Origin of the sequence: Pseudomonas sp. URMO17WK12:I9 (genome assembly GCF_900230165.1) — a bacterium.
In the GTDB taxonomy this organism is placed as follows: domain Bacteria; phylum Pseudomonadota; class Gammaproteobacteria; order Pseudomonadales; family Pseudomonadaceae; genus Aquipseudomonas; species Aquipseudomonas fulva.
Genome location: NZ_OCMQ01000005.1, coordinates 209,959 through 234,867, shown reverse-complemented (window position 1 = coordinate 234,867; position 24,909 = coordinate 209,959). Strand labels below are relative to the sequence as shown.

Annotated in this window: 21 protein-coding genes and 1 riboswitch; of the genes, 11 read left to right on the top strand and 10 right to left on the bottom strand. The window is 63.8% G+C overall.

The window, feature by feature from the left end:
* Nucleotides 1-100 precede the first annotated feature (100 nt).
* Nucleotides 101-197: riboswitch (S-adenosyl-L-homocysteine riboswitch) on the top strand.
* A gap of 20 nt (nucleotides 198-217) precedes the next feature.
* The 4 genes from ahcY (at nucleotide 218) to CRP40_RS13030 (ending at nucleotide 5,653) form a co-directional block, all read left to right on the top strand.
* On the top strand, nucleotides 218-1,627 hold the full coding sequence (ahcY, locus tag CRP40_RS13045) for an adenosylhomocysteinase (protein WP_027914022.1): 1,410 nt from the start codon (nucleotides 218-220) through the stop codon (nucleotides 1,625-1,627).
* A gap of 159 nt (nucleotides 1,628-1,786) precedes the next feature.
* The gene (gene metF / locus CRP40_RS13040) at nucleotides 1,787-2,632 is read left to right on the top strand and encodes a methylenetetrahydrofolate reductase [NAD(P)H] (protein WP_027914023.1); all 846 of its coding nucleotides are present in this window, start codon (nucleotides 1,787-1,789) and stop codon (nucleotides 2,630-2,632) included.
* Nucleotides 2,633-2,765: 133 nt separating this feature from the next.
* The gene (locus tag CRP40_RS13035; protein WP_027914024.1) at nucleotides 2,766-3,554 is read left to right on the top strand and encodes a transporter substrate-binding domain-containing protein; all 789 of its coding nucleotides are present in this window, start codon (nucleotides 2,766-2,768) and stop codon (nucleotides 3,552-3,554) included.
* Between the two features lie 218 nt (nucleotides 3,555-3,772).
* Nucleotides 3,773-5,653 carry a DEAD/DEAH box helicase gene (locus CRP40_RS13030; RefSeq protein WP_027914025.1) on the top strand — a complete coding sequence of 627 codons (1,881 nt, stop codon included), beginning with the start codon at nucleotides 3,773-3,775 and terminating at the stop codon, nucleotides 5,651-5,653.
* Nucleotides 5,654-5,702: 49 nt separating this feature from the next.
* On the opposite strand, the gene CRP40_RS13025 is transcribed toward CRP40_RS13030, so the two are convergent.
* The 3 genes from CRP40_RS13025 to CRP40_RS13015 all read right to left on the bottom strand — a co-directional run bounded on the left by CRP40_RS13025 (nucleotide 5,703) and on the right by CRP40_RS13015 (nucleotide 9,014).
* Entirely contained in the window at nucleotides 5,703-6,281 is a 579-nt protein-coding gene (locus tag CRP40_RS13025; RefSeq protein WP_027914026.1) for a YceI family protein, read from the bottom strand.
* 34 nt (nucleotides 6,282-6,315) lie between these two features.
* A complete protein-coding gene (locus CRP40_RS13020) occupies nucleotides 6,316-6,867 on the bottom strand; it encodes a cytochrome b (RefSeq protein WP_027914027.1) in 552 nt (183 codons plus the stop codon).
* A 245-nt stretch (nucleotides 6,868-7,112) separates the two neighbouring features.
* A complete protein-coding gene (locus CRP40_RS13015; protein ID WP_027914028.1) occupies nucleotides 7,113-9,014 on the bottom strand; it encodes a flavin monoamine oxidase family protein in 1,902 nt (633 codons plus the stop codon).
* A 205-nt stretch (nucleotides 9,015-9,219) separates the two neighbouring features.
* On the opposite strand from CRP40_RS13015, the gene CRP40_RS13010 reads away from it, so the two are divergent.
* Together CRP40_RS13010 and CRP40_RS13005 are read left to right on the top strand one after the other, a co-directional pair.
* Complete coding sequence (locus CRP40_RS13010; RefSeq protein WP_027914029.1) at nucleotides 9,220-10,626, top strand: adenosylmethionine--8-amino-7-oxononanoate transaminase; 1,407 nt, start codon at nucleotides 9,220-9,222, stop codon at nucleotides 10,624-10,626.
* Nucleotides 10,627-10,730: 104 nt separating this feature from the next.
* Nucleotides 10,731-11,450: a 16S rRNA (uracil(1498)-N(3))-methyltransferase gene (locus tag CRP40_RS13005; protein WP_027914030.1), complete on the top strand. Its 720-nt coding sequence runs from the start codon at nucleotides 10,731-10,733 to the stop codon at nucleotides 11,448-11,450.
* Nucleotides 11,451-11,491: 41 nt separating this feature from the next.
* Here CRP40_RS13005 and CRP40_RS13000 read toward each other — a convergent pair whose 3' ends face one another.
* The 7 genes from CRP40_RS13000 to CRP40_RS12970 form a co-directional block, all read right to left on the bottom strand.
* The gene (locus CRP40_RS13000) at nucleotides 11,492-12,109 is read right to left on the bottom strand and encodes a hemolysin III family protein (RefSeq protein ID WP_027914031.1); all 618 of its coding nucleotides are present in this window, start codon (nucleotides 12,107-12,109) and stop codon (nucleotides 11,492-11,494) included.
* A gap of 68 nt (nucleotides 12,110-12,177) precedes the next feature.
* Nucleotides 12,178-12,660 (bottom strand): chemotaxis protein CheW, encoded by a 483-nt coding sequence (locus CRP40_RS12995; RefSeq protein WP_023532942.1) that lies wholly within the window; start codon nucleotides 12,658-12,660, stop codon nucleotides 12,178-12,180.
* A complete protein-coding gene (locus tag CRP40_RS12990) occupies nucleotides 12,653-17,602 on the bottom strand; it encodes an Hpt domain-containing protein (protein WP_027914032.1) in 4,950 nt (1,649 codons plus the stop codon). Before CRP40_RS12990 ends, CRP40_RS12995 begins: the two co-directional genes overlap by 8 nt.
* Nucleotides 17,603-17,611: 9 nt before the next feature.
* On the bottom strand, nucleotides 17,612-19,636 hold the full coding sequence (locus tag CRP40_RS12985) for a methyl-accepting chemotaxis protein (RefSeq protein ID WP_225806697.1): 2,025 nt from the start codon (nucleotides 19,634-19,636) through the stop codon (nucleotides 17,612-17,614).
* Nucleotides 19,637-19,684: 48 nt separating this feature from the next.
* Nucleotides 19,685-20,236, bottom strand: coding sequence for a chemotaxis protein CheW (locus CRP40_RS12980; RefSeq protein WP_027914034.1), 552 nt, complete (start codon nucleotides 20,234-20,236; stop codon nucleotides 19,685-19,687).
* Nucleotides 20,233-20,598: a twitching motility response regulator PilH gene (gene pilH, locus CRP40_RS12975; protein ID WP_027914035.1), complete on the bottom strand. Its 366-nt coding sequence runs from the start codon at nucleotides 20,596-20,598 to the stop codon at nucleotides 20,233-20,235. Before pilH ends, CRP40_RS12980 begins: the two co-directional genes overlap by 4 nt.
* A 48-nt stretch (nucleotides 20,599-20,646) precedes the next feature.
* Nucleotides 20,647-21,048 carry a response regulator gene (locus tag CRP40_RS12970; protein ID WP_027914036.1) on the bottom strand — a complete coding sequence of 134 codons (402 nt, stop codon included), beginning with the start codon at nucleotides 21,046-21,048 and terminating at the stop codon, nucleotides 20,647-20,649.
* A gap of 239 nt (nucleotides 21,049-21,287) precedes the next feature.
* Here CRP40_RS12970 and gshB point away from each other — a divergent pair, with 239 nt between their 5' ends.
* The 5 genes from gshB (at nucleotide 21,288) to pyrR (ending at nucleotide 24,901) form a co-directional block, all read left to right on the top strand.
* Nucleotides 21,288-22,241, top strand: a complete 954-nt coding sequence (gene gshB / locus CRP40_RS12965) for a glutathione synthase (RefSeq protein ID WP_027914037.1) — start codon at nucleotides 21,288-21,290, stop codon at nucleotides 22,239-22,241.
* 139 nt (nucleotides 22,242-22,380) lie between these two features.
* Nucleotides 22,381-23,280, top strand: coding sequence for an energy transducer TonB (locus CRP40_RS12960; protein ID WP_027914038.1), 900 nt, complete (start codon nucleotides 22,381-22,383; stop codon nucleotides 23,278-23,280).
* Nucleotides 23,281-23,326: 46 nt separating this feature from the next.
* The gene (locus CRP40_RS12955) at nucleotides 23,327-23,896 is read left to right on the top strand and encodes a YqgE/AlgH family protein (protein WP_027914039.1); all 570 of its coding nucleotides are present in this window, start codon (nucleotides 23,327-23,329) and stop codon (nucleotides 23,894-23,896) included.
* Nucleotides 23,896-24,333: a Holliday junction resolvase RuvX gene (gene ruvX, locus CRP40_RS12950; RefSeq protein WP_023533019.1), complete on the top strand. Its 438-nt coding sequence runs from the start codon at nucleotides 23,896-23,898 to the stop codon at nucleotides 24,331-24,333. Before CRP40_RS12955 ends, ruvX begins: the two co-directional genes overlap by 1 nt.
* Nucleotides 24,334-24,382: 49 nt before the next feature.
* Nucleotides 24,383-24,901 carry a bifunctional pyr operon transcriptional regulator/uracil phosphoribosyltransferase PyrR gene (pyrR, locus tag CRP40_RS12945; protein ID WP_023533003.1) on the top strand — a complete coding sequence of 173 codons (519 nt, stop codon included), beginning with the start codon at nucleotides 24,383-24,385 and terminating at the stop codon, nucleotides 24,899-24,901.
* Nucleotides 24,902-24,909: the final 8 nt, after the last annotated feature.

Below are 24,909 nucleotides of genomic sequence, written 5' to 3'. Positions count from 1 at the left end.
CGTCTCGATTAATCGACAGAAAACCTTGGGGATGGTGCCGCACCCGGCTATAATCGTGGCCGTTTTACATGGCCGTCCACAGCGGCGCCATGCCCGCCACCTGTCCGAGGGGCGCTGCAGCAGGCTCGACCTGTCAGGCTCGGATGGGGCGTTGTCCGCTCCCGCGGACGCTCAACGCACAACGGCGCCCATTCGCACACTACGAATGGAGGCTCTGATGAGCGCTGCAAACATGCCTGCTGGTTTTACCGATTTCAAAGTTGCCGACATCTCCCTGGCCGCCTGGGGCCGTCGCGAAACCATCATCGCCGAATCGGAAATGCCTGCGCTGATGGGCCTGCGCCGCAAGTACCAGGCCGAGCAACCGCTCAAGGGTGCCAAGATCCTGGGCTGCATCCACATGACCATCCAGACTGCCGTGCTGATCGAAACCCTGGTCGCCCTGGGTGCCGAAGTGCGCTGGTCGTCGTGCAACATCTTCTCCACCCAGGACCAGGCCGCCGCCTCCATCGCAGCCGCCGGTATCCCGGTCTTCGCCTGGAAGGGTGAAACCGAGCAGGAATACGAATGGTGCCTGGAGCAGACCATCCTCAAGGACGGCCAGCCCTGGGACGCCAACATGGTCCTGGACGACGGTGGCGACCTGACCGAACTGCTGCACAAGAAGTACCCACAGGTGCTCGAGCGCGTCCACGGCGTGACCGAAGAAACCACCACCGGCGTGCACCGCCTGCTGGACATGCTGGCCAAAGGCGAGCTGAAGGTTCCGGCCATCAACGTCAACGACTCGGTCACCAAGAGCAAGAACGACAACAAGTACGGCTGCCGTCACAGCCTGAACGATGCCATCAAGCGCGGTACCGACCACCTGCTGTCGGGCAAGCAGGCCCTGGTGATCGGCTACGGTGACGTGGGCAAGGGCTCGGCTCAGTCGCTGCGTCAGGAAGGCATGATCGTCAAGGTTACCGAAGTCGACCCCATCTGCGCGATGCAGGCGTGCATGGACGGTTTCGAAGTGGTATCGCCCTTCCTCGATGGCCTGAACGATGGCACCGAAGCCAGTGTCGACAAGGCGCTGCTGGGCAAGATAGACCTGATCGTCACCACCACCGGTAACGTGAACGTCTGCGACGCCAACATGCTCAAGGCCCTGAAAAAGCGTGCCGTTGTCTGCAACATCGGTCACTTCGACAACGAAATCGACACGGCCTTCATGCGCAAGAACTGGGCATGGGAAGAGGTCAAGCCGCAGGTGCACAAGATCCACCGTACCGGCGCCGGCAGCTTCGATCCTCAGAACGACGACTACCTGATCCTGCTGGCCGAAGGCCGCCTGGTCAACCTGGGCAACGCCACTGGCCACCCAAGCCGCATCATGGATGGCTCCTTCGCCAACCAGGTCCTGGCACAGATCTTCCTGTTCGAGCAGAAGTACGCCGACCTGTCGGCCGAGAAGAAAGCCGAGCGCCTGACGGTCGAAGTGCTGCCCAAGAAGCTCGACGAAGAAGTGGCCCTGGAAATGGTCCGCGGTTTCGGCGGCGTGGTCACCCAGTTGACCAAGCAGCAGGCCGACTACATCGGCGTAACCGTTGAAGGCCCGTTCAAGCCAGACGCCTACCGTTACTGATCGGTACGCTTCAAGCGCCAGGCAGTGCCAGACCGTGGCATTGCCGCTTGAAGTGCACGCCTGAAAGAAACGTGAACGATGCCAGGCCAGGTCGGCCATCACCGACCTGGCTTCTACTTGCAGCTTGCAGCTTTGGGCTTGCTGTTAGAGGAACGAGTGATGTCACAAGAACGCCGTTACAGTTTCGAGTTCTTCCCGACCAAAACCGACGCAGGTCATGAAAAGCTGATGGGCGTGGCGCGCCAGTTGGCCGCCTGCAACCCTGACTTCTTCTCCTGCACCTACGGCGCCGGCGGTTCCACCCGCGACCGCACGCTCAACACGGTATTGCAGCTGGAAAGCCAAGTGCAGGTGCCGGCTGCGCCCCACCTCTCGTGCGTAGGCGATACCAAGGCCGAGTTGCGCGCGCTGCTGGCCGAGTACAAGCAAGTCGGCATCAAGCGTATCGTCGCACTGCGCGGTGACCTGCCTTCGGGCATGGGCATGGCCAGTGGCGAGCTGCGTTATGCCAGTGACCTGGTCGAGTTCATCCGTCAGGAAACGGGTGACCATTTCCACCTCGAAGTCGCCGCCTACCCCGAGATGCATCCACAGGCACGCAACTTCGAAGCCGATCTGGCCAATTTCGCGCACAAGGTCAAGGCCGGTGCCGACAGCGCCATCACCCAGTACTTCTTCAACGCCGACAGCTACTTCTACTTCGTCGAGCGAGCCCAGAAGCTGGGCGTGGACATCCCCGTGGTGCCCGGCATCATGCCGATCACCAACTACAGCAAGCTGGCGCGTTTCTCCGACGCTTGCGGCGCCGAAATTCCACGCTGGATTCGCAAACAGCTCGAAGCCTATGCGGACGATACGGCCAGCATCCAGGCCTTCGGTGAAGAAGTCATCACCCGCATGTGCGAGGAGCTGCTGCAAGGCGGTGCACCGAGCCTGCACTTCTACACCTTGAACCAGGCAGAACCGAGCATGGCAATCTGGAACAACCTCCAGCCGTCTCGTTGAAGCCCGATGGACCACGTGCTGGTAGCTGACCGGCGCCTGGTTCATACGCACGTGTCGCAGGCCCCACCTGCGGCGCCCTGCCTCGCCCAATCCGGCACTGGTCTTGACCTGGCCGAGCGCGTAATCTCCGGGCATGCCAATCTCCGCCCGTCTGATCTGGATCCTGCTGCTTTTTTGCCTCAGCCCGTTCGCGCTGGGCGAGCGCTTGCGCCTGGTAAGCGATGACTGGGCACCCTATGTCTACCAGCAAAACGGCCAGCCGCGTGGCATCGACTACGAGGTCACGACCGAGGTATTGCGTCGTCTTGGGTACGAGGTCCAATGGCAGTTCATGCCCTTCAAGCGGTGCCTGGCAATGATCGAGCAGGGCCAGGCCGACGGCATCATGGATGTCTTCCAGGTCGAGTCCCGCCACCCTTATTTGCTGTATGTCCCGGAACCCATGTCCACGGCCGAGTTGATCCTGTTCCAGACCAAGGCTCGCCGCCATGAGGTATCGAGCCTGGATGCGCTGGCCGGCCTGACCGTGGGCACCTCGCCAGGCTACAACTACAGTGCGGCGTTCAATGAGGCTACCTTCTTCAAGCGCGAAGCGGCGCCGACCCATGAAGCGAACTTTGGCAAGCTGGCGCTGGGGCGCATAGACCTTGCGATTACCGACCGCAGGGTCGGCCTGCATGTCATCCGGCTCATGGGTCTGGAGCAGCAGATCGAAGCCTTGCCGCTTGTCGTCAGTCGCCAGCCCCAGTACCTGGGCCTGGCCCGCAAGCCTGGGCGTGAGGTACTGGCCCAGGCCTTTGCCGAGGAACTGCGGCGATTCAAGCAGGAACCGGCCTACGCGGCCATCATGGACCACTACACACACGACCCTGAGAACCTTGCGAACGCCGTTGAGCAGCAGGAAAGCAGCACAGCGCGCTAGCTCTGTTATACTCGGGCCTTCCCGCCCGGCTCACGCCCGGACGCTCGGCCTCGCAACAGGCATCCCGATCGGCATCGACGCACTCTGGCGTCAGCCCTCCGTTTCCCGGATGTGCAGTGAAAGCCCAGCTGGACCGGACGCGATCGCATCATGCCGATGCCCGTCGCGCCAGGCAGAACATCCCTACGGGCCCAGCCCACACGAGAACAGGATTGCCCATGTCCTTTGCTTCCCTCGGTCTCTCCGAGGCTCTTGTCCGCGCCATTGAAGCCGCGGGCTATACCCAGCCGACCCCCGTGCAACAGCGGGCAGTTCCCGCCGTGTTGCAAGGCCGCGACCTGATGGTCGCCGCACAGACCGGTACCGGTAAGACCGGCGGTTTCGCCCTGCCGATTCTCGAACGTCTGTTCCCGGCAGGTCACCCGGACAAATCCCAGCGCCATGGCCCCCGTCAGCCACGGGTCCTGGTACTGACCCCTACCCGCGAACTGGCGGCCCAGGTGCACGACAGCTTCAAGCTGTATGCCCGCGACCTGCCGCTGGTCAGTGCGTGCGTCTTCGGCGGCGTCGGCATGAACCCGCAGGTGCAGGCCATTGCCAAGGGCGTCGACGTCCTGGTTGCCTGCCCTGGTCGCCTGCTCGATCTGGCCGGTCAAGGCAAGGTCGACCTGGCCCATGTAGAAATTCTGGTATTGGATGAAGCTGACCGCATGCTCGACATGGGCTTCATCCACGACGTCAAGAAAGTGCTGGCCCGCCTGCCTGCCAAACGCCAGAACCTGTTGTTCTCGGCCACGTTCTCCAAGGACATCACTGACCTTGCCGACAAGCTCCTGCACAACCCGGAGCGCATCGAGGTCACCCCGCCAAACACCACCGTCGAGCGCATCGAGCAGCGTGTCTACCGCCTGCCGGCCAGCCACAAGCGTGCCCTGCTGGCGCACTTGATCACCCTGGGTGCGTGGGAGCAGGTACTGGTCTTCACCCGTACCAAGCATGGCGCCAACCGCCTGGCCGAGTACCTGGAAAAGCACGGCCTGACTGCCGCAGCCATCCATGGCAACAAGAGCCAGAACGCACGCACCAAGGCCTTGGCTGACTTCAAGGCCAACAACATTCGCGTGCTGGTCGCCACCGACATCGCCGCCCGTGGCCTGGACATCGACCAACTGCCCCACGTCGTCAACTTCGAGCTGCCCAACGTCGAAGAAGATTACGTGCACCGCATTGGCCGTACTGGCCGCGCCGGTCGCTCTGGCGAGGCCATTTCCCTGGTGGCACCTGACGAGGAGAAACTGCTCAAGAGTATCGAGCGCGTGACCCGTCAGAAGATCGCTGACGGCGACCTGATGGGCTTCGATGCCAGCCAGGTCGAGGCCGAGAAGCCTGAAGTCCGCGAACGCCAGCAGCCCAATGGCCGTGGCGGTCGTGGTCAGCAGGCCCGCGGCGAGGGCAGCAAGGACGCCAACGGTGGCCGCAAGGATAAGGGCAAGGACAAGGGCAAAACCCGCCAGCAGGCTGCGGACAAACCCGCTGACAAGGAAAAGTCCGGCGACAGGCAGCAACAGCCGCGCAAGCCACGTGACAAGAAGCCTCGTCAGCAACAGGCCAGCAACGCGACCCCTCCGGCCATGCAGCCCAACCGCGATCCGGAAGAGTTTCTGGATGACGATGTGGATAACTTCGGTAACCGGGCTGACTACGTGAGCCCGTACCAGAATGGCAAGGGCCAAGGCCGCAACCGTCGCCCAGCCGGTAATGGTAGTCAACCGCAAGGAGGTACGCCGCGTACCAATGCCGGTGGTCAAGGCCGCAACAACGGTCAACCCCGTACTGGCGGTGGTGAGAAACGCCCGCCTCGTGCCAATAATGGCGGCACTGCTCGTCGTGACGGCGGCGCGCGTGGTGGTCGCCCACCGCGTGACGCAGCTGCCCGCCAGGAACCGGCCGTAGGCAACACGCGCCAGCCACAGCATCAGCCTGTGATCATCCGCAAGGAATCCAAGCTGGACCGTTATCCGACCCCCGAGCAGTTGGACGATCTACCAAGCCGTCCGCGGGGCGAACGCCCGGCACTGCTGACCCGCAAGGGGTCGTAAACGAAAACGGGGCCGCAAGCGGCCCCGTTTTTCATTCGGCTGACACGTATTACTTCTGCTTCACGCCTTCGACACTGATATCCAGATCCAGCGTCTGCGAGGTTGGGCCTGGGCCTTTGATGCCGAAGTCATTCAGGTTCAAGGTGGTGGTGGCATTGAAGCCAGCGCGCTCACCGCCCCATGGGTCCTTGCCTTCACCGTTGAAGGTGGCCTTGAAAGTCACCGGCTTGGTCACGCCGTGCAGGGTCAGGTCACCCATGACGTCAGCGGTCTTGTCACCGGTGGACTTGACGCTGGTGGACACGAACTTGGCATCCGGATACTTCTTAACGTCCAGGAAGTCGGGGCTGGCAATGTGCTTGTCACGCTCGGCGTGGTTCGACCACAGGCTGGCGGTTTTCAGGTCGACACTGATCTTGCTGGCTTCAGGCTTGGCACTGTCCCACGTGAAGTTACCGTCGAAATCCTTGAACGTACCGTGAATGAAGCTGTAGCCCAGGTGGCTGATCTTCCAGTCCACGAAAGCGTGCTGGCCTTCCTTGTCGATCTTGTACTCGGCTGCCATGGCCTGGCCAGCGGAGAACAGAGCAGTACCGAGCGCCAGAGCGGCAAAAGTCTTTTTCAACATCGTTACTTCCTTCCTTTGCGATTGAGGTTGAGCGTCAAGCTTTGCGGCCCAGCATACGCATGAGGGTCGCGTCACGGTCGATGAAATGGTGCTTGAGTGCGGCCAGGGCATGCAACCCCGCAAAAACCACCACCCCCCACGCCAGCCACAGGTGGATGACACCGGCCAGATCCGCCTGGTCTGGCAGATTGCTGACCAGGGCAGGCACCTCGAACAGGCCAAACACCGGGATCCCCACGCCGTCGGCGGTGGAAATCAGGTAACCGGCAATCATCACGGCGAACAACCCCAGGTACAGGGCCAGATGCCCCAGCTTGGCACCCAATCGGGTGAGCGGGCCATAACTGGCAAGTGCCGGCGGCGGCGGGCTCACAAAACGCCACAGCACGCGCAACAGCATCACCGCCAGCAGCATCAGACCAATGCTTTTATGCAGGTCTGGGCCGGCCTTGCGCCATGGGTCATAGTAGTCGAGCCCGACCATCCACAACCCGAGGCCGAAAAGACTGAAGACGGTCAGCGCCACGCCCCAGTGCATGAGAATGCTGACAGCGCCGTAACGTGAAGATGAATTGCGCACTTGCATGTTGGCGTTCTTCCCCGTGAAAGCTATGCAAAGACTAGCGTCAAACGTATCGAATAAAAGCGGAAAAACTTGCTTTGGATTATCAACAAATCCGATAGCAATTTTCATAGAAGGCTATTAAGGAAACGTTAACGCCGATATCAGGCAGCGAGCGCTTCGATCAATGCGCATGGCACAGGGCTCAGTCGAGTGGCTGAGCCCTGCGGTTAGGCGCCGCCGGGGCGGTGCCGGGCAGGCCGGCGGTATCAGCTCGCTTTGGCCTGGCTATCGGTCAAAGACTTCTTGGCTGGCGCCGGCTTGGTAGCCGCTTTTTTGCTGTCGGCAGGCTTGTGAGCTGGCTTGTGGGCCGATTTGGCCGCTGGCTTGTGGGCCGGCGCCTGCTTGACCGGGGCGGCCTTGGTGGCTGCTGCCTTGGTGGGTGCTGCCTTGACGGCGGGCGCCGGGCTGGCCGGTGCCTGTTGTGGCGCTTGCGCTGCAGGCTGCGCGACGGGGGGTGCTACAGGTGCTACGTCAGCGGCCTTTGCCGCCGGTTGAGGCTCTGGCGCTGGGGTTTCCTTGGCGCCGAACAGCCGAGCGAAGAACCCTGGCTTCTTCTGACCCGTCGCGTCGGTTGATTGGGCCTCAGGCTTGGCCGGCGCTTGGTCGCCTGCCTTGTCTTTGTTGGACGCGCCGCCGAAGAGGTTGGTGAAGAAATTGCCCTTGCTCTTGGCCGCTGCCGCACCTGCTGCGGCTGTCGCGGCAGCCGGCACGGCCTTGACTGGGTCGAACGACTTGCCGGCCAGCAGGTCCTGCACTTGGCCGGCAGCCCGTTGACCGCTACGCAGTGCGCCTTCAAGCGTGCCTGGGTACAGGGCATCGGTGTGCTCACCGGCAAACGCGATGCGTTGCACCGGGCGCTCCCAAAGACGCCAGTACTTGCTGATCTGGCCAGGTCCATAGGCCAGGTAGGCACCCCCGGTGCCGGCATCGGCGCTGTAGCGCTTGACTTCATAGCCGGTGAAGGCGCCGCGGGCCTGAGGATAGAAGGTGTGCAGGCGAATGAGCACCTGGTCGACCATTTGCTTGTCGCCAAAGGCCTGCAGCAGGCGGGCGTTGTCGCCGGAAAGGTTGATCACCACATTGGCACCGCCCTTGAGGGCCGGCTCGATCCACAACATGCCCAGGCCGGTATTGCTGAAGATCTCGCCCGACATGCGCGCCCGGCTTTCCCACACCGGTTTCTTGAACTTGAGCATGACCTGGTCGCGCCAGCCGTAGTTGGTGCCCTTGAGCGCCGCCACATGCTGGTTATCCAGGCCAGGTGTCATCTGGATCTTGGCCAGTGCGCGCAGGGGCACGGCCATCACCACGTAATCGGCGCGATAACCCACGCTGCCGACTTTCACGGTGACGCCATCCTTGTCCTGAACGATTGCACTTACCGGCGAGTCGGTCTTGATGGTCTTCAGTTGCTTGACGAATGCCTGCGCCAACACCGGGCTGCCGCCAGGAAGCCGCGCTGCACGCAGGTCACGGTCGCTCACGTCACGGTAGACGCGGTTCTGCTGAGCGAAATACAACAGCGACAAGCGCGATGGCTCGTCGTAGCGGCTGCGGATCTGCTGGTTGACCAGCTGACGGGCGGTGGCAGGCAGCTGCAACTTGTCCAGCCAGGAGGATACGTTGATCTGGTCCAGGGCGAACAGGGTGCTGGTCGCCTGGGGGTTGAGCGGATCGTCGATCGAACGGGCCAGGTCGTCCAGGGTTTTCTCGTAGCGCTTGAGGGCTTCGGCCGTGGCCGGCTGCTTGAGGGCCAGGTCTGCGGCGCTGAAATACTCGCCATCGATCAGGTAGCCAGGGGTGCGCACGAATTCCGGCGCTGGCAGCGTGTCGAGCTTGAAGCGATCAACGTACTGGTTGAGTACAGGCTGCGCCTTGGTATTGCCGATCCATTCGCTGGTGGCCAGGCCCGAGCGGCCGCCCATGCCTGCCTTGGCTTCGAGCAAGGTCACCTGCCAGCCCTTGTTCTGCAGCTCATAAGCTGCGGTCAGGCCTGCCATGCCGCCACCCACGACGATTGCCGTGGGCATCTTGTCACTCGCCAGCGCGGCACCGCTGGAAACACCAATCAATACCAACGCGCACAGGCGCACCCAAGCAGCAGCCATGTTGGCGAACTCCGAGTCAAAGGTTGCAGAAAACAGAGAGAGGCGGGATGCCCCGAGAGAGGCGCTAGAATACGTCACCGCTGCCAGGGCTGCCAGCGTAGTGACATCAAGTGGTCTGGCTAAATGACATTTTCTGGCGGGTTGTTCTCACCCGTGCCATTGCTTAGGCTTACGCCCCCACGCCGCCAAGCCAGGAGAAATGCTCATGGGCCTCAATGATCAGTGGATGCAGCGCGACCTCAAGGTCCTCTGGCACCCCTGCACCCAGATGAAAGACCACGAGCAACTGCCGCTGATACCGATCAAGCGCGGGGAAGGCGTGTGGCTCGAGGATTTCGAGGGCCGGCGCTACCTGGATGCCGTGAGCAGCTGGTGGGTCAACGTGTTCGGCCATGCCAACCCGCGTATCAATCAGCGCATCAAGGAGCAGGTCGACCAGCTTGAGCACGTGATTCTGGCAGGCTTTAGCCACCAGCCTGTGATCGAGCTGTCCGAACGCCTGGTGGCCATGACACCGACTGGGCTCGACCGGGTGTTCTACGCCGACAATGGCTCCTCGTGCATCGAAGTGGCGCTGAAGATGAGCTTCCACTACTGGCAGAACGTCGGCAAGCCGGACAAGAAGCGGTTCGTCACCCTGACCAACAGCTATCACGGTGAAACCATCGCGGCCATGTCCGTCGGTGATGTCCCGCTGTTCACCGAAACCTACAAGGCGTTGCTGCTCGACACCCTGAAAGTCCCAAGCCCCGATTGCTACCTGCGTCCGGAGGGCGTCAGTTGGGAGGCGCATTCGCGCACCCTGTTCCAAGTCATGGAGCAGACCTTGGCCGAGCATCATGCCTCGATCAGCGCGGTCATCATCGAGCCGTTGATCCAGGGCGCCGGTGGCATGCGCATGTACCATCCGGTCTATCTCAAGCTTTTGCGCGAAGCCTGCGATCGCTACGACGTGCACCTGATCCATGACGAGATCGCGGTTGGCTTCGGTCGTACGGGCACGATGTTCGCCTGCGAGCAGGCAGGTATTCGCCCGGACTTCCTGTGCCTGTCCAAGGCCCTGACCGGGGGGTATCTGCCCCTGGCCGCCTGCCTGACCACCGACAAGGTGTACCAGGCGTTCTATGACGACTACCGCACCTTGCGCGCGTTCCTGCATTCGCACAGCTACACGGGTAACCCACTGGCGTGCGCGGCCGCATTGGCCACCCTCGACATCTTCGAGCAGGACAACGTGATCGAGGCCAACAAGGCGCTGGCCACGCGCATGGCCACCGCCACCGCGCATCTGGCCGACCATGCCCACGTGGCCGAGATTCGCCAGACCGGCATGGTCCTGGCCATCGAAATGGTCCAGGACAAAGCCGGCAAAGTGCCCTACCCCTGGCAGGCGCGACGCGGCCTTAAAGTGTTCGAGCATGCCCTGACCCGTGGCGCGCTGCTGCGTCCGCTGGGCAGTGTGGTGTATTTCCTGCCACCGTATATCATCACGCCCGAACAGATCGACTTCCTGGCCGAAGTGGCCAGCGAAGGCATCGACATCGCCACCCGCGACAGCACCTGCGTGACGGTGCCCAGCACCTTCCACCCGGATTTTCGCGATCCGGGCTGATTACGGGGCGAAGGCCAGGCCTTCGACCGCGCCGGAACCTGCGCTGCGCATGCGTCATGCCAGCGCGGGCCTTCCGGTTGTCCTTACCTTTTCAGAGCTTACCCATGAGACTGTCCCGCTTTTTCATCGACGCTACCCTGAGCCTTGGGGAACACGACCTGCCCGAGGCACAGGCCCACTACATCGGCCGCGTATTGCGCATGGCGGCGGGTGACCCCGTGCAGCTGTTCGACGGCAGCGGCCAGGAATACCGTGGGCAGTTGCTGGAGGTGGGCAAGAAGGCCGTGCGTGTGAGCCTGGACCAGGCATTCGCTGGCCAGGCCGATTCCCCCCTGCAGGTGCACCTGGGTCAAGGGCTGTCGCGGGGCGAGCGTATGGACTGGGCCATCCAGAAAGCCACTGAGCTGGGCGCCAATGAAATCACCCCGATCGTCAGCGAGCGGTGCGAGGTGCGCCTGAAGGACGAGCGTGCCGACAAACGCCTGGCCCACTGGCGGCAAGTGGCGATCAGCGCCTGCGAACAGTGTGGCCGCTCCAGCCTGCCGATCATCCACCCACCCATCACCTTGACTGAGTGGCTGGCCGCAACCCAGGCGCAGCTCAAGCTGGTGTTGCACCCGGTGGCCGAACCGCTGGTCAGCCATGCCAGACCGGCAAGCCTGGCTTTTCTGATCGGTCCCGAAGGCGGCTTGAGCGAACCCGAGGTCGAACAGGCCAAGGCAGCGGGCTTTCATGCAGCGCGCCTTGGCCCGCGGGTATTGCGCACTGAAACTGCGCCGGTGGTAGCCCTTTCGGTGGCGCAACAGCTCTGGGGCGATTTCTAAGCCTTCTCAGGGGAGCAGAGGCTGCTCACAGGCTGGGTTCATCAGCGCACGTAGTGCGACACTGCCACGAAATGCATCAGGCTGCCGGCAATCACGAACAGGTGCCAGATGCCATGCCAGTGGCGAAAGCGCCGGTCGAATGCGAAAAATATGATGCCCACGGTGTAGAACACGCCCCCTGCGGCCAACCAGGCAAAACCGGCCGTACCCAGCGCCTCCAGCAACGGGTTGACCGCGACCAGCACGATCCAGCCCATCACGGCGTAGATCACGATGGACAAGACGCGTGCTTCGGAGCGGGGCTTGATTTCCTGCAACATGCCCAGTACGGCCAGCCCCCAGACGATGCCGAACAGGCTCCAGCCCCAGGGCCCGCGCAGGCTGATCAGGCAGAAGGGCGTGTAGCTCCCGGCGATCAGCAGGTAGATGGAGAGGTGATCGAGCTTGCGCATGATCACCTTCGCCCGCCCTCGCGTGCTGTGATACAGCGTGGAAATGCTGTACAGCAACAGCAGCGTGCCACCGTAGATGGAGAAACTGACGATCTTCCAGGGGTCCCCCTGCAAGATGGCGCCGATGATCAGCCAGAGGGCACCGAGGCCTGCCAGCAACGCACCCACCAAGTGGGTCCAGGCATTGAAGCGTTCACCGTAATACATGCACTTAAAGACCTTTCGAAACCCAGCTAGTTTCAGCCACGACACTCGACGCGTACCGGCGGCACGCTCTAACCCGGCGTTTGCAGCCTGCCGCTGCGCTGTGCGTCCCTGACCAGGCGCTCGAGCCCGACCAGGTCAGGCACGCGCGCCACCTGATCCCCTACCTGGACAGCGGCCAACTCAAGGGGTGCCAACGCCACGTCAACGTAGTTGAGCTGGCTGTCGAGCTTGCACGAGCGCGGTATGTCTTGCAGCAACAAGGCCAGGTAACGCAACCCCGTGTCGCCCAGTGCGTTGAGCACCACCACACGGGCCCGTTCTCCACAGGGCGTATGGCTGTCACAGGCCGCTTCGAAGCCGATCAGGGGCAAGCGCTGCTGGCGCCAGTCGACCCAGCCCAGGTGCCAGGGCAGGTCACCGCGCTGACACGCTACATTGCGCAGCCCACTGAGTTCGGCTACGGCCACATTGGGCAGCACCAACGTACGGTCGCCCAATGGCAGCAACAGCCCGGTAAGGCTGCTGCGCTGCCCGGCTATCAGTTCAAGCATGGGACTGGCTCCACCGGAGGATGCTGTGCAGCAAGACCGACTCCTGATAAGGCTTGCCGAGGTATTCGTTGACCCCGATGGCCATGGCTCGGTCGCGGTGCTTGTGCCCCGTACGCGAGGTGATCATGATGATGGGCAGCGCCTTGAGGCGGGCGTCCTGACGAATGCGGGTCGCCACTTCGAAACCGTCCATGCGCGGCATTTCGATATCCAGCAGCAACACATCGGGCCGGTGCCCTTCCAGCACCGCCATGGCATCCACCCCGTCCTTGGCGGTGATCACGCTCATGCCATGGCGCTCAAGCAGGCGGCTGGTGACCTTGCGCACCGTGACCGAATCGTCTACCACCATCACCAGCAAGGTGCGGTCCGGGGTCGCTGCCGGCAGCAACCCACGCGGCGTGCCTCCAGGCAAACGAGCAAGCCGCCGTTGCTGGCCACGCAATTGCCCCAACAGGTCGAGAATCAACACGACGCGCCCATCCCCCAGCAGCGTTGCACCCGACAGGCCGGCAACGGCCGCAAACTGCGGGCCCAGGCTTTTGACCACGATCTCCCGGCTGGGCGACAGGCTGTCGACCTGAATGGCGAACGACTGCTCCTGTGAATGCACCAGCAACAAGGGCAGCGGCACGCTCTGGCCCAGCAGCGTAGGACGCGGCGCGCCCTGCACCAGCTCGCCCAGGTAGCGCAGCTGGTACTGATGGCCTGCGTAGGTGTAGCGCGGCGGCTCCTGCTCGTAGCAACCTGCCAGCTCAGCGGGCGGTACCCTCACGATGCCTTCGATGGTGTTGAGCGGGATGGCGTACTGCTCGTCGACCAGGTGCACCATCAGCGCGCGGTTGATCGACACCGTGAACGGCAGGCGAATCTGAAAACGCGCCCCTTTGCCCTGGGCCGACTCGATGGTCATCGAGCCGCCCAACTGCTTGACCTCCTCGTGGACCACGTCCATGCCCAGGCCTCGCCCTGAGATCTGCGTGATCTTTTCGGCCGTGGAAAAGCCCGGCCTGAGGATGAACTGCAGTATCTCGTGGTCGCTCAGCTGTGCCTGCGGGTCGAGCAGGCCGCGCTTGATCGCCTTGAGTCGGACGGCTTGTAGGGGTACGCCGGCGCCATCGTCGGTCATCTCGATGACGATGTCCGCCCCCTCGTGCAGCAGGTTCAGGTGGATCGTGCCCTGCTCAGGCTTACCCGCAGCCAATCGGGCTTCGCGGCTTTCCAGGCCATGGTCGACGGCATTGCGCAACATGTGTTCAAGCGGCGCCACCATGCGTTCCAGCACACTGCGGTCCAGCTCGCCCTCGGCGTTGCCCACCACCAGCTCGACCTGCTTGCCCAGCTCGCTCGCCACCTGCCGCACCACGCGCTGCAAGCGCGGCACCAGGCGTTCGAAAGGCACCATCAACGTTGCCGTCAGGCCTTCCTGAAGCTGACTGTTGACCCGCGCCTGCTGCTGGAGCAGGCCGTAGGCTTCCTGGGCGCGCTGGGCCATGGTTTCCTTCAGGTCCAGCAGGTCCGAGGCCGACTCGAACAGCGCCCGCGACAACTGCTGCAGCTGGGAGTGGCGGTCCATTTCCAGTGGGTCGAAGTCTTCATAGACATCGCCCTCCAGCTGCTGGCGGCTGGAGATCCGCCCCTGAGTTTCGATATCCAGGCGCAGCAGCTGGTCACGCATGCGCTCGAGCGTGGTTTCCATTTCGTTGAGGGTGAACTGGGCGTCATTGACCTGCTGCTCGATGCGTCCACGGATGATCGAGTGCTCACCGGCCAGGTTGCCCAGGTCGTCCAGCAATTCGGCATCGACCTTGACCATGTCCCCCGGCACTCGCTCGGGGGTTACTGCCGGACCTTCGCTGGCGGCAGTTTCGACCGGGCTGGTGCCGGCCGCGCTGTCGGTCAGGCCTGCGCTGCTGAAGTTGCGGATGTAATCGATCAGCGCCGTGGCGGCGTGCAGCGGTTGCCCCAGGCGCACCGCATCGAGCATGTGCGCCAGGCGGTCGTGGCAGTTCTGCAACAGCGAGAACAGGGCCCCGCTCGGTGGCAGGCGCCCTGCCGCGAGCAACTCGTACAAAAATTCCAGCTCATGGGCCAGGTCACCGATGGGGCCGATTTCGACCATGCGTGCCACCCCTTTGAGGGTGTGCAGGTCGCGCATCAGGTTGTCCACCTCCACCGTGCTGCGCGGGTCGGCCTGCCATCGCGCCAGCGCTGCAGCGGCGCTCTCGACGATGTCCGAGCTTTCTTCGAGGAAAACCTCCATCAGCTCTTCCCCGGCGCTTTCCGGAGCTTGTGACGGCGGCACTGGCGCGGGGTCGAGGGCCAGGTCTGGGGCTGGCGTGTCGATCAGTTGCACGTCCATGTCCGGGTGCAGCGGTGTGACGCTGTCGAGGCCCACGCGCCCGGTGGCATCGGGTGCAAGCCCTTGCCCCTGAAGTTCGCGCAGGCGAGCCACCAGCGGCGTACGCGGGACGACGTCCTGGCCGGCAGCCAGCTCGTCGAGCATGTCCAGCAGCGCCTCGTGGGCGTGCTGGGCATGGGTGAAGAACTGCGCATCGGCAGGCAGGCTGCCCTCCTCCACTGCACCGTACAGGTCCAGCAAGGCTTCGCACACCTCATCGACCTGCCACAGATCGGCCGAATGGGCGGCATGGGCAAGCTCGGTCATGTCATCGAGCAGTGTCTCCAAGGCCGCCCGTTGAGCCGGGCGCCGCTGCCAGTCGGCCAGCAACGACTCGGCGTCCAGCAAACGATCCATGGCTTGCGACAGGAAAGCTGCGACCTGTTGCGGGTCGCGGGCGTTGCCGGTCGAGGCATGCGCATCGCCGCCCAGGGCGGCGATGCGCGTATCGATGGCCAACTCGACCTGCTCGATCAATTGGGCCGCACCAGGCAGTGGCTCGAACGGGGTGGTGGATAACTGCGCCAGGCCCTGCCCGAACATCGAGGCGGCGGACTTGAGCCAGTGCAGCTCCGTTTCATCGAGCAGCAGGTCGTGCGCCTTGTACTCGCGCACCAGTCGGTCGAACACGGTGGCAAGTTCGGCGATGGGCACAACTCCGGCCATGGCCGCACTGCCCTTGAGGGTGTGCAAGGCCCGCTGCAGGGCGTCGTCTACAGGGACGCCGTGCTGGGCATTTGCCAGGAACCCGTCGAGGCTGGCCAGGTGGCCTTGGGCCTCGCCACGGAAGATGTCCAGTAACTGCGGGTCGAGCCCCTGCGCGCTGGCCGCGGCTGGCAGGTCGCGCTCGGCAAGGGCATGCAGGTGGCCCACCAGTTGCTGTACGGCGCTCACATGCGGCAGGTGCCCCGCGGCGAAGTCGGCGAGCACCTCGGGCAGTTGCGCGAACGCTTGCTCAAGCGCCATCTGCCCGTCCGCACCAAGCACGTTGCGGCCGGCAAGCACACGGTTGAGCAAGTGCTCGGCGGCCCAGGCCAGCTCTGCCAACGCCTGGGCATGCACCAGGCGGCCTGCGCCCTTGAGCGTATGCAATGCCCTATGCACTTCGATCAGCGCGTTGTGCTGCTGGTGGTCGGCACGCCAAGTCAACCAGTGCCGCTCAATGTCCTGAAGCAATGCTTGGGCTTCTTCGATGAATACGCCACGCAATTCGTCCTGAAGGCCATCCGCCTCTTCCAGATCGGCATGCTCTTCAACGGTGGAACAGTGCACGCCCAACGCCCCCAGGCGCTCGCGAGCCATGACGATGAAGCGCTGAGCGTCGGCCAGTGGGTCGGCCACGCGCCATTGTAGATAGCATTCGCCAGCGCTCAAGGCTTCGGCCAGCAGCGTCAGTTCCTCGGACGAGGGGTCGGCCTGCGCCTGTTGTACCCAGCCCTGGACAAACACCGTGCAGCGCGCGAACACCTCGGCAGCGGCCGGCAACATCAGCATGGCCAGGGCGCCGCGCACCTGCTGGAGCAAGCCTGGCAAGGCCTGCAGGTGCTGACGGGGCCAGCCCGACTCCAGGCAATCGCCCATCAGGTCCTTGGCCTGCTGCAACACGTTCAGCGACTCTCGCAGCACGACCAGGCGAATCTCGGCGACATCGGCGCCCGGCAGGCCTGGCTCCCCCCCTTCTTCGAGTGGCCCGACCATGCCGTTGAGCGTGGCTTCCACGTACAACAAGGCCCCCGCCACATCCATCAGCACCGCGTCATCCACGGCCCGATCGCCCTCGGCCAGCCCTTGCAGCGTCATCACTTGATCGATGATGACCCGACGCGGCTGCTGGAAACCCAGCACGGCCAGGGTATCGGCCACGTGGCGCAGGGGCGCGAGCAACACCTCCAGTTGTTCATTGTGCTGCCGGTCGCTGCGCACGAACTGGTCCAGGCGGTCCTTGATGCGCATGAGGTCGTCACACAATGCCGCCACTACCGACCTTAGCGCGTCGCGGCCCTCCCCAGCCTGCAACTGCTCGCGCCAGTTGCCCAATGACACGTCAAGGTTCGCCAGGTCCTGGGCACCTGCCAGACGCTGGCCTGCACTGCCGAGCAGGCGGCCATGAACCACCGGTTCCGCGCCCCGGCAGGCACGCAGCTGGTTCAGGAGCGGCAACATCACCAGTGGCAAGTCATGGCGTGCACCGCGCAGACGTTCCAGGTAGGAAGGCAACAGCTCCAGGCCCTTGAACAACGCGCCCAGGCAGTCGCCTCGCGGGGTGACCTTACCGTTGGCCAGGTCGGTCACGAGCATCTCCAGCTCCTGGGCAAGGCGCGTTGCCCCAGGCAACTCCAGCATCACCAGGCAACCGTGTACCTGGTGCAGGTTGTCCGCCACGAAGGTGAGTAACGACAGGTCTTCAGGCTCGCCGGCAAAACGTTCCAGCGCCTGGCGCCCCTGCCCCAGGCAATCGAGCAGGGCAGCCTTGGTCCAGGCCAGGCCCACGGTATCGTGGCGGGCAGGGCCAGCAATGGGGCCGGGCATGGGCGTGGACATGGGCATTTCTCAATGGGGCTCGGCAGGTGCCGGCAGGGTGAATCCGGAGACCGAACGACGCATCTCGCTGGCCATGCGCGCAAGGTGACGAATGCTGTCGGCGGTGGCGCTGGAACCTGCGGACGTCTGGGCGGTGATCTGCTGGATGACGGCCATGGTGTGTGAGATCTGCCCCGCCGAGGACGTCTGCAATTGGGCCGCATCGGAAATGCTGTGGATAAGGTCGGCAAGGTTCTGCGAAACCCCTTCGATCTCAGCCAGCGCCACGCCGGCGTCCTGCGCCAGCCTGGCGCCGCGCACGACTTCGGCCGTGGTCTGTTCCATGGAAATGACCGCTTCGTTGGTGTCGGCCTGAATGGTCCGCACCAGGGCTTCGATCTGCCGCGTGGCAGAGGACGAGCGCTCGGCCAGGCGCTGGACCTCGTCCGCGACCACGGCGAACCCCCGCCCTGCCTCACCCGCCAGCGAGGCCTGGATCGCGGCGTTCAAGGCCAGGATATTGGTCTGGTCGGCAATGTCGTCGATCAGGCTCACGATATCGCCGATCTCCTGGGACGATTCGCCCAGGCGCTTGATGCGCTTGGCGGTGTCCTGGATCTGCTCGCGAATGTTGTTCATGCCATCGATGGTGTTGTGCACCACCTCATTGCCCTTGTTGGCAATGGCCACGGACCGCTCGGCGACCTTGGCCGACTCGTAGGCATGGGCCGAAACACGGTCGATCGACTCGACCATGTCCCCGACTGCCTCGGAGGCCTCGCTGATCTGCTCGGCCTGTTGCTCGGATGCCTTGGCCAACTGGCGGGCCGTGTTCTGCGTATCCTGCACCGCCGAGGCGACCTGCACCGCGCTGTGGTTGATGGTGGCGACCAGGTCGCGCAATTGGTCAACGGAATAGTTGATGGAGTCGGCAATGGCGCCGGTGAAGTCTTCGGTCACCGACACGGTCACCGTCAGGTCGCCATCTGCCAACTCTTCGATTTCATCGAGCAGGCGCATGATCGCCTGCTGGTTGCGTTCGTTCTTTTCGGCGGTCTCACGCAACTGACGGTTGGTGGTGCGCACCATGACCAGGCCGATGAGGATGATCGAGGCCAGCGCCAACAAGCCCAGTGCATACCCCCCAACGGTATCGAGCGTGCGCCCGCTGGCCAGGTTTTCGAACCCGTTGGCCAGGTGCGAGGCTTCCTCGAGCAAGGTCTGCGACAGGCTGAAGATGCTGCCGGCCGCCTCCCGCACCCGGAACAGCTCCGGCGAGGTTTCGAGAATTTCATCGACCGAGCCGGCCACGAACTGGAACAGCTCGGCGATTTCCGCCAGCCGCGCCCTGGCATCGGCGTCCTCGACACGGGTAACGCCAATGCCAGCGTCGCCCTTGAGCATGCCCTCGAGCACCTGGCCGAAGCGGCCGGCATCACGGCCGAAGGCATCGGCGGCCTGCGCCGCCGCCGCATCGCCGGCCAGTACGGTATTGACCGACCCCAGGATACGTTCGGCCAACAGCAGTTGGCGCTGAGCCACGGCGACCTGGCTGGCCGGGGCGCCACTTTGCAGCAGAATTTCGACCACTTTTTCGTATTCGACCTGCAACTGCGGGACGGTTTCGGCCAGGGTTGCCGCCACCTGGTGCAAGGACAGCACGGTCTGTTCGCTGGCCAGGATGGTGTCGGTGCTCTTGCGCAGGCTCTCCCAGTCATCGCGCACCGCTTCCATTTCTTCGCGCACCGAGGGTGGCGCTGCGGGCAGGCCAGTGGCCTTGTCGCCTTCGCGCAGGTAGCCCCAGCGACGCTCGAAGTCGTTGCGCGCATCGGACAGCAGCCTGAAGGCCACACCCTTGCCGGCAGCCGCTTCAGTGGCGTTCTTGGCAATGCGCTGGGACAGCACGCGCAGCTCGCCGGCATGGCCGATGTACTGCTTGTCGTAGTTGGACTGGGTGTTGAGGTAGGCGAAATTGGCGAACAGCAGAATGATCGAGAGGATCAGGATCAGGAACAGCACGGTGATCTGCGCAATGCTGCGGGTGCGGGGGCTCACGGTGGTGGCGGTGACGGGGGGAGCAGGCTGGTTCACGTTTGCAAGGTCCTATAACGCCACATCGAGAAAGCCCGGTGCCTGGGCCAGGGCAAAGGGGCTGAAGATCGCCCAGTAGTCGTGGTCGCGTTCGAAGCGCCCCTGAACGAAGGGCCCGGCAGCATCGGTCACTGGCAGCGCAGGTTGCAGGCTGTCGATAGCAAAGTGCTGCAGGCCCACCACTTCGTCCACCAGCAGACCAACGAAAAGCGCCTCGTGATCGAGCACCAGGACGCGGCGCTGCTTGCCTGGCACGGCACTGCCCAGGCCGAGGAAACGGCCCAGGTCCATCACGGGCAGTAGCCGGCCACGCAGATTGGCCACCCCGCATACCCAGGGTTGTACACCGGGTACTCGGCTACTGCGGGGCTCACGCAGCACTTCGGCCACCTCGCCCATGGGGGCGACGAACCATTGCCCGGCTACACGAAAACCGATGCCGCTCCACTGCTGCAACCTGTCACCCGAAGCTGGCTGGTCGGCCACCAGCAGCCGGCAGCGGCGATCGATATCCAGCAACAGTTCGAAGGCGGTCAGCGACGCCCCCTGCGGGCGTGTGGTCAAGCCCCCAGCACCTCTTGGAGCTTTTGCACCAGCGCATCTTCTTCCACGGGCTTGGTCAGGAAGTCACGTGCGCCCTGGCGCGTCGCCCAGATGCGGTCGGTCTCCTGGTCCTTGGTGGTCACCACAATGACCGGAATGGCCTTGGTCTCCGGGTCCTTGCTGAGCTGGCGAGTGGCCTGGAAGCCGTTCATGCCTGGCATCACGATGTCCATGAGCACTGCATCCGGCTTCTCTTGCCGGGCAAGGGCCACGCCATCGGCGCCGTTATTGGCCTTGAGTACCTCGTGCCCGTGCTTTTCCAGCCATTGGGTCAACTTATACATTTCTGTCGGCGAATCGTCGACAATCAGAACGCGGGCCATACTGGTTCCCCATCAGGATTCGTAAGACCGTGCCAGGGCAGGGCACGATCAGGGTGCTGTTTGTTGGGCTGTGGCAAACCCAGGCACATGGGCCTGTATTGCCTCGATCAGTTCTTCCTTGGTAAACGGCTTGGTCAGAAACTGATCAGAACCGACCACACGCCCGCGGGCCTTGTCGAACAAACCGTCGCGCGACGACAACAGAATCACCGGGACGTCCTTGAAGGTGCTGTTCTGCTTGATCACCGCGCACGTCTGGTAGCCGTCCAGGCGCGGCATCAAGACATCGACGAAGATCACGGCCGGGTTGTGATCGACGATCTTGGCCAGGGCATCGAAGCCATCGCTGGCAGTGATGACCTCGCAGCCCACCTCACTGAGCAGCATCTGCGCCGTGCGGCGAATGGTGCGTGAATCGTCGATTACCATCACTTTCAGGGGTTGTTCCATAGACGCCTACCCGGGGGAATTGAGCTGCATGGTGCAAGCGGCACGCGACAGGAAAGCCCCATGGGCCCATGGCCGCTTTTCGCTTGAGGCGTGTAGCCAAAGGCTTGAAGCTGCATTTTTAGCACAGTCCGGGTAGCCATTCCATCTGCCGCGCCCCTTGACCGGCGGCGTTAGCGGCGCCACCCTGAGCCACTTTTCTTTCGATCCATCGCGGCCACGCCGCCAAGAGGAACCACCCCATGAGCGTTCGCCTCGGCATTGTCATGGACCCTATTGCGTCCATCTCCTACAAGAAGGACAGTTCGCTGGCCATGCTGCTGGCTGCCCAGGCACGCGGCTGGAGCCTGTTCTACATGGAGCAGCGCGACCTGTATCAAGGCGAAGGCAAGGCCCGTGCGCGCATGCGCCCATTGACGGTGTTCGCAGACCCGGCCCGCTGGTTCGAGCTGGGCGAGGAGCAGGACAGCGCCCTGGCTGAACTGGACGTGATCCTGATGCGCAAGGACCCGCCTTTCGACCTGGAATTCGTCTACAGCACCTACCTGCTCGAACAGGCCGAAAGCGAAGGCGTGCTGGTGGTCAACCGCCCCCAGAGCCTGCGTGACTGCAACGAAAAGCTGTTCGCCACGCTGTTCCCGCAGTGCACCCCGCCTACCCTGGTCAGCCGCCGCCCGGACATCATCCGCGCATTCGCCGCCGAGCATGGCGATGTGATCCTCAAGCCCCTGGATGGCATGGGCGGCACGTCGATCTTCCGTCACCGGGCGGGCGACCCAAACCTGTCGGTGATCCTCGAAACCCTTACCCTGCTGGGCACTCAACAGATCATGGCCCAGGCCTACCTGCCGGCGATCAAGGACGGTGACAAACGCATCCTGATGATCGACGGCGAGCCGATCGACTACTGCCTGGCCCGTATTCCGGCCAGCGGCGAAACCCGTGGCAACCTGGCAGCCGGTGGTCGCGGCGAGGCACGCCCCTTGAGCGAGCGCGACCGCTGGATCGCGGCCCAGGTGGGCCCGACACTGCGCGAGAAAGGCCTGCTGTTCGTCGGCCTGGACGTGATTGGCGACTACCTCACCGAAATCAACGTGACCAGCCCCACCTGCATCCGCGAAATCGACGCCGCCTACGGCACCGACATCGGCGGCCAGCTGATGGATGCCATTGATCGCCAGCTCAAGGCGCGTTGACCACGGACATTCGGTAACGGGCTGGCGTGGGGTATCATGCTCACCCGCAAGCGACAGGCTGCAAGCCCGGCACAACCGCCCCGTGCTTCTGCTGACTGTCGCGTGCCGTTTGTAGCTCGACGATGCCCCTGGATACCTGATGACGCTGCCCGCTGACATCCCCGCCGACCTGTTGCCGCCCCGCGTTCGTCCGGTGGACAGGCTGGGCTTCACGCTGTTTCTGGCGGCGCTGGTGCACCTGGCGTTGATCCTCGGAGTGGGCTTTACCGTGGTCAAGCCGGCGCAGATCAGCCGCACCATGGACATCACCCTGGCCACGTTCAAGAGCGAAAAGCCGCCGGAAAAGGCTGATTTCCAGGCGCAGGACAACCAGCAAGGCAGCGGCACCCTGGACAAGAAGGCCGTGCCCAAGACCACCGAGCTTGCGCCTTTCCAGGACACCAAGATCAACAAGATCACGCCGCCTCCTGCCGCCAGGCCCGAGGTACCGCCGCCTCCACAGAAGTCGGCGGTCGCGACCAAGGCCCCCAAGGCGCAGAAGGTCGAGCCCAAGCCCCGGGAAAGCAAGCCCCAGCCCAAGCCGAGCACGCCCGTGCGGGAGTTCGACAGCTCGCAGCTGTCCAGCCAGATCGCCAGCCTTGAAGCCGAGCTTGCCAACGAGCAGCAGCAATATGCCAAGCGCCCGCGTATCCATCGCCTGAATGCGGCCTCGACCATGCGCGACAAGGGCGCCTGGTACAAGGAGGAGTGGCGCAAGAAAGTCGAACGCGTGGGCAACCTGAACTACCCGGACGAGGCACGCCGGCAGCAGATCTACGGCAACCTGCGCATGATGGTCTCGATCAACCGCGACGGGTCACTCTACGAAGTGCTGGTGCTCGAATCCTCCGGTCAGCCCGTGCTGGACCAGGCGGCCCAGCGCATTGTGCGCCTGGCTGCACCGTTCGCACCGTTCACCGGTGACCTGGCCGAGTACGACCGGTTGGAAATCATCCGCACCTGGCGCTTCGCCAGAGGCGATCGGTTGTCCAGCAACTGAGCCGGCACGCTTGCAGCTGTGGCCGGGTGGCGCCACACTATCCCCCATGAAGAACCTCACGCCGAGCTACCTCAAGCACCAGTTCCTGATCGCCATGCCGCACATGGCCGACCCGAACTTCGCCCAGACCCTCACGTACATCGTCGAGCACAATGCTCATGGCGCGATGGGGCTTGTGGTGAACAAGCCGCAGGAACTGAACCTGGCCGACATCCTCGAGCAGTTGCGCCCGGACGAAACCCCGTCGGCCAGCACGCTGCAGGTACCCATCTACCAAGGCGGCCCGGTGCAGACCGACCGCGGCTTCGTGCTGCACACCAGCGAGTGCAGCTACCAGGCCACGGTGGAACTCCAGGGCCTCTCGCTCTCCACGTCCCAGGACGTGCTGTTCGCCATCGCGGAAGGCGTGGGCCCGGAAAAGAGCCTGATCACCTTGGGTTACGCCGGCTGGGAAGCGGGCCAGCTGGAGGCCGAACTGGCCGATAACGCCTGGCTCAACTGTGCGTTCGACCCGGATATCCTGTTTGCCATGACCAGCGAGCTGCGCCTGGAAGCGGCGGCCGCGAGCCTTGGCATCAACCTTCACCTGCTGACCAGCCAAGCGGGCCACGCCTGATGGCCGACGCACTTGCCGCACCCCGGCTGCTGCTGGGCTTCGACTATGGCACCAAGCAGATTGGCGTTGCTGTCGGCCAGGCGGTCACCGGCCAGGCCCGTGAGCTGTGTACGCTGCGCGCCCAGAATGGCGTGCCGGACTGGGCCCAGGTCGAGCGTCTGATCGCCGAATGGAAACCTGACGCCATCGTCGTCGGCCTGCCGCTGAACATGGACGGCACCCCCAGCGACATGAGCGCCCGCGCCGAAAAATTCGCCCGCCGCCTCAATGGGCGCTTCAACCTGCCGGTGCATACCCATGATGAACGCCTGACCACGTTCGAGGCCAAGGGCGAGCGCATGGCCCGTGGCGGCCAGCGCGGCACGTACCGGGACAACCCGGTCGACGCTATCGCCGCCGCCCTGCTGCTGCAAGGCTGGCTGGAGGCCAATACCTGATCATCTTCGCGGCCGGATGCCTCCGGCGCACCCTTCCGAGGAACCTGCAATGAGCCTACCTGATCCTGCCGCGCTGATCCGGCAGATGGCTGTCGACCTTCGCGCCCATCTGGCCCGCCGCGCCATCGCCGAGCCACGCTACATCGGCATTCGCACCGGCGGTGTGTGGGTGGCCCAGGCGTTGCAACAGGCCATGGACGACACCAGCCCCATGGGTACGCTTGACGTGTCGTTCTATCGAGACGACTTCAGCCAGAATGGCCTGCACCCGCAGGTGCGCCCCTCGGAGCTGCCGTTCGAAATCGAAGGCCAGCACCTGGTGCTGGTAGACGACGTGCTGATGAGCGGTCGAACCATTCGTGCCGCCCTCAACGAACTGTTCGACTATGGCCGTCCGGCCAGCGTCACCCTGGTCTGCCTGCTGGACCTGGATGCAGGCGAGCTGCCCATCCGCCCGAATGTGCTCGGCGCCACCTTGTCATTGGCGGCCCATGAACGGGTAAAATTGACCGGACCCACGCCGCTCGCCCTCGAGCGCCAGGACCTCGCCCCCGCTACCGCCCTTTAAGAGTCCCC

Coding starts and splice junctions, on each gene's coding strand:
- CRP40_RS13015 (WP_027914028.1), bottom strand. CDS start 9,014: ATGGCTGCTGCTTGGGTGCGCCTGTGCGCGTTGGTATTGATTGGTGTT.
- ahcY (WP_027914022.1), top strand. CDS start 218: ATGAGCGCTGCAAACATGCCTGCTGGTTTTACCGATTTCAAAGTTGCC.
- CRP40_RS12955 (WP_027914039.1), top strand. CDS start 23,327: ATGAAGAACCTCACGCCGAGCTACCTCAAGCACCAGTTCCTGATCGCC.
- CRP40_RS12990 (WP_027914032.1), bottom strand. CDS start 17,602: ATGTCCACGCCCATGCCCGGCCCCATTGCTGGCCCTGCCCGCCACGAT.
- CRP40_RS13000 (WP_027914031.1), bottom strand. CDS start 12,109: ATGTATTACGGTGAACGCTTCAATGCCTGGACCCACTTGGTGGGTGCG.
- ruvX (WP_023533019.1), top strand. CDS start 23,896: ATGGCCGACGCACTTGCCGCACCCCGGCTGCTGCTGGGCTTCGACTAT.
- gshB (WP_027914037.1), top strand. CDS start 21,288: ATGAGCGTTCGCCTCGGCATTGTCATGGACCCTATTGCGTCCATCTCC.
- pyrR (WP_023533003.1), top strand. CDS start 24,383: ATGAGCCTACCTGATCCTGCCGCGCTGATCCGGCAGATGGCTGTCGAC.
- CRP40_RS13035 (WP_027914024.1), top strand. CDS start 2,766: ATGCCAATCTCCGCCCGTCTGATCTGGATCCTGCTGCTTTTTTGCCTC.
- CRP40_RS12995 (WP_023532942.1), bottom strand. CDS start 12,660: ATGCTTGAACTGATAGCCGGGCAGCGCAGCAGCCTTACCGGGCTGTTG.
- CRP40_RS13030 (WP_027914025.1), top strand. CDS start 3,773: ATGTCCTTTGCTTCCCTCGGTCTCTCCGAGGCTCTTGTCCGCGCCATT.
- pilH (WP_027914035.1), bottom strand. CDS start 20,598: ATGGCCCGCGTTCTGATTGTCGACGATTCGCCGACAGAAATGTATAAG.
- CRP40_RS13025 (WP_027914026.1), bottom strand. CDS start 6,281: ATGTTGAAAAAGACTTTTGCCGCTCTGGCGCTCGGTACTGCTCTGTTC.
- CRP40_RS12960 (WP_027914038.1), top strand. CDS start 22,381: ATGACGCTGCCCGCTGACATCCCCGCCGACCTGTTGCCGCCCCGCGTT.
- CRP40_RS13020 (WP_027914027.1), bottom strand. CDS start 6,867: ATGCAAGTGCGCAATTCATCTTCACGTTACGGCGCTGTCAGCATTCTC.
- CRP40_RS12970 (WP_027914036.1), bottom strand. CDS start 21,048: ATGGAACAACCCCTGAAAGTGATGGTAATCGACGATTCACGCACCATT.
- CRP40_RS13010 (WP_027914029.1), top strand. CDS start 9,220: ATGGGCCTCAATGATCAGTGGATGCAGCGCGACCTCAAGGTCCTCTGG.
- CRP40_RS13005 (WP_027914030.1), top strand. CDS start 10,731: ATGAGACTGTCCCGCTTTTTCATCGACGCTACCCTGAGCCTTGGGGAA.
- metF (WP_027914023.1), top strand. CDS start 1,787: ATGTCACAAGAACGCCGTTACAGTTTCGAGTTCTTCCCGACCAAAACC.